Annotated in this window: 3 protein-coding genes; all 3 read right to left on the bottom strand. The window is 52.3% G+C overall.

The window, feature by feature from the left end:
- Window positions 1-123: 123 nt before the first annotated feature.
- Window positions 124-1,974, bottom strand: coding sequence for a toxin VasX (locus H4J77_RS19210; RefSeq protein ID WP_182250038.1), 1,851 nt, complete (start codon window positions 1,972-1,974; stop codon window positions 124-126).
- Entirely contained in the window at window positions 1,971-2,849 is an 879-nt protein-coding gene (locus H4J77_RS19215; protein WP_182250040.1) for a DUF4123 domain-containing protein, read from the bottom strand. Before H4J77_RS19215 ends, H4J77_RS19210 begins: the two co-directional genes overlap by 4 nt.
- The coding region (locus H4J77_RS19220) for a bacteriophage T4 gp5 trimerisation domain-containing protein (protein ID WP_404940802.1) at window positions 2,842-3,395 on the bottom strand (554 nt) is incomplete at its 5' end. The genes H4J77_RS19220 and H4J77_RS19215, both read right to left, overlap by 8 nt.

Raw genomic sequence — 3,395 nt, forward strand, 5'->3', positions numbered from 1 at the left:
GCGACGGCGTTTCTGATAGGGCTTGGGTACGCTTAGGGTATTCATGATAAGTGTCCACTAGAAAATAAGTGGACACTATCCTGACGTCAGCGGCGACGAGCTCAAGACGGGATGGCCGGACGCTTACGGAGAAGATACTCTTACGGTTAGCCCAGAGGTTGCAAAGTTCCGGAGGAGGCGCAAGCGAGAGGCAGGACCACTGTTCCGAATAAACTCATTAGGGTTGATGGTTTCGCCTTGTGAAAAGCGGCGCTGAACTCTTTCCCATTCGCTTGCCATCTCTAGTTGAGCCGCTGGGCTGTAAGCATTATCAAGCAGCGTCTGCAGCCCCTCGAAGCTATTTTGCAGACGAGCGAAATTGGGCAGGCGAGTGCTAACGAGACCATTAAACTGATTGGCCAATACGTTCAGGTCTTTTATTGAACTAGGAGATTCGAAAGCCCCAACTACCAATTTGACATAATTGGCTAACTGATCTCTCGATTGCTGCTGTTCGTCAAGGCTCAATGTGTCTAGCCCTGCTACCAACGTCAGCATGTTCTGGTCTAGGTACTGCGCAAGCCTCTGGGCTTCTTCTTCCGTACTACATAGCTCTTTGATACATGCGAATTCAGTTTCAAGTCGTTCCTGAATCTGTTTTTCGTTATTGAAATCATAGAACCAAGCAGCTTGATGGAACAAACCTTGGGTAACCATATACAGCCGGTCTTCCCGGATTCCGGTTAGCAAAGCTTGCCAATGGCTTAGAAGGGCTTGATGCTTACCTAGGAAGACTTCCATCTCGGAACGGGTCACTAACTGATCAATACCGCGTTCACCTATGGCACGACCATTAAGCTCGCGCCATGACTCTAGACGTAAACTGGCAATTGCAGGTTGATGCCGGCGGTAAGCCTCATCACCGAGCGCTTCCAGCATCTCGAATGTCGGTCTGTTACTGGGGAAATCATCCAGCTGGGTGACCCACTGATCCCTAGAGCCTAAAGCTTGAGGAGGACCATACTCCTCAACAGCCTCCAAATAAGCGTAGATCTTCTCACGCTGTTCTTCCGTCGTTTCCTCCATTAGGGCTTGGTAGCGGGGGACAGCTGTAGCTAATGCCCGGACCTTGCGCTCATCTACGGCATATAGTGAATACAAATAGGAGGCGATAACATAGCGATGCTGGTCATCATCGTTTGCACTCCATTCACCAATCCAGTCGACGACCTTTTCTTGGTATGCGCGTAAATCTCGGAGGATACCGATGTCGTCCCGTACGACTAGGAAAAGGTGATCACACTGGTACTCTGCCGTTACTTGGGAGGCGACCGCGCCTATCTGAGTGTTATTGAATAGTGGCTTGTCTTCCCAAATATAATCCACGCTTTCTTCTTGGTTGGCGCCCTCAAGGAGCGCTCGAGATCGTGGATTTACTCTTTCCGCGACCTCGGCGATAGTCTTTTCCGCTTGCGTTCGGGTTAGTAAATGCTCACCGCCTTGCTTCCCCGCCAAGCTAACGCGTTGCATGTACTTAGTCCGCTCTTTTTCTCCAGAGAGCACTACGGAGCACTTACGTGCGGTCCATTGGATCTCTGAGTACGCAACAAAAAGGGTGCTGTTGCGGGAGAAGACGATAGGTTCGTTGATGACATTGGTGCGGCTATCTGATGCGACCTCCGCTGCGGTCCAAAGTAGCTTGCTAACACGGCCCGCGTTGACCTTGTACTCGTGCAGGTATCCCGTGCTTTCCTCAACAATGTAGAGATAACCGTCACGCATTAGCCGGATACCAACTGGACGACTCTTCAAATCGTTCTTCAGCGGGACATCGATCGCTGGGCTATGGTGTTGCACCAGGCCGTAGCGCAAGGGAATCAGCTGTACCTTGTCTTTCGTCAGCGGGCACGCACCTATGGGTGCTTTCATATCCGTATTGTCCAGCCCCGCTGCGGCCAGGTTAGCGTCGTCAGGTAGAGTAGTTTGTGCTGTCATATAGTCCTCCGTAACCTTAAAGCGACGCGTTGCTGGGCAACTTGCGCGACCGACTCTAAACGCTGTATCGGTGTTTGTTCTGTTGCCTCGTTGAGCAAACGAGCAAGATCTTCATGTTCATCTAAAAAATTTTCGCCAAGATAGCCGATAATATTGGCGAATAGAGTGAGCTCCCTGGACGAACAAAAGCCTTTTTCATATGCATCTGACGCAAGGTTTTGCAGGCGTCCAAGCCGCTCGTGCGATGGCACTTCTGCACCGTAATTGGGGAAGTAACGCTGCATATGCTTGCTGAGCGCCAACACTCCTTGGCGGAAGCTCACTGCGCCCAGCGTTTCATGCTCAGCCTCGTCCAATGCATAAGGCTTGCTGTAATCCAGTGCGGCATGCGATCCAAAACGCTGATGCTGATGCCCACCCTCTGTCATTGCGTCTGGTGTATAAATGTACTCTATGGGGCCGTACAGCTTTGTCGTGTCGCTGTGCTTTTCAAGTGCCAACAACGCATGCATAACAGCGGGATCGGCCAAACGTAACAGAACAGGGGCACCATGCTGAGGTTGCACGCAAGTTAGCCAGCGTAGATGTTTTAAGACGCTGGCTCTAGGCGCTGAGCTGAATAACAAATAACCCCATTCATCCGATAGATTGGAGATAAATGCTGCAAGAACAGGGTCATTTTCATTTTCCAGCTTGACCAGGTGTGGTGACACATCACTTAGTTCGGCCCAGGGTGTTTCCAGATAAAGCACTTCGCAATCGGGCGAATCTGACCACTCATAAATTTTTCTTGGCAGAGCTTCTACGCTTACTCCGTCGAGTAACAAATAGCTGTCTAAATGCCATGGAAGACTGCTTAGTGCGTCGTCATGCATTAATAGCCCCTTTTTCTGCGCCTTCGCAGATTGCGCAAAGAGGCTTCTTCTGCATGAGAGCTTGCCTCTGGTTTACTATCAGCAGCTTACCCGCCTCACTCACATCCACAGCCGCCGCCGCCCCCGGTAATGCCGGTGCCGCCCCACTGCCCTTGCCCGGACTACCGCCCGAGTTGATCTTGACGCTGGGGCCGACCAGGGTGACGCCGCTGGGGTCGAGTTTGACGAAGCTGCCGCCGACCTTGAAAGTGATTTCCATGCCGGCTTCGAGCACGACTTTCATGCCGCTGGAGAGGTGGATTTCGCTGCCCGCTTTTACCAGTTGGCTGTCTCCGAGTTTGACGTGCTGGCTGGTGCCGACGGTTAGGTGATCGTTGGCTTTGACCTCGATCTTGCGGTCGGCGTGGGTGGTGCGGTGCTCTTCGGCCTTGAACTCGCTGTAGCTGTTGGCCTCGACGGTGTCGTGGCGTTCGTTGCCGACGCGCACCGTCTGGTCGTGCTCGATGTTTTCGTCCCAGTCTTTCTGCGCGTGCAGGTAGATCTGTT

The organism is Pseudomonas sp. 5Ae-yellow (assembly GCF_014077575.1).
Taxonomy (GTDB): Bacteria; Pseudomonadota; Gammaproteobacteria; order Pseudomonadales; family Pseudomonadaceae; genus Halopseudomonas; species Halopseudomonas neustonica.

Coding starts and splice junctions, on each gene's coding strand:
- H4J77_RS19210 (WP_182250038.1), bottom strand. CDS start 1,974: ATGACAGCACAAACTACTCTACCTGACGACGCTAACCTGGCCGCAGCG.
- H4J77_RS19215 (WP_182250040.1), bottom strand. CDS start 2,849: ATGCATGACGACGCACTAAGCAGTCTTCCATGGCATTTAGACAGCTAT.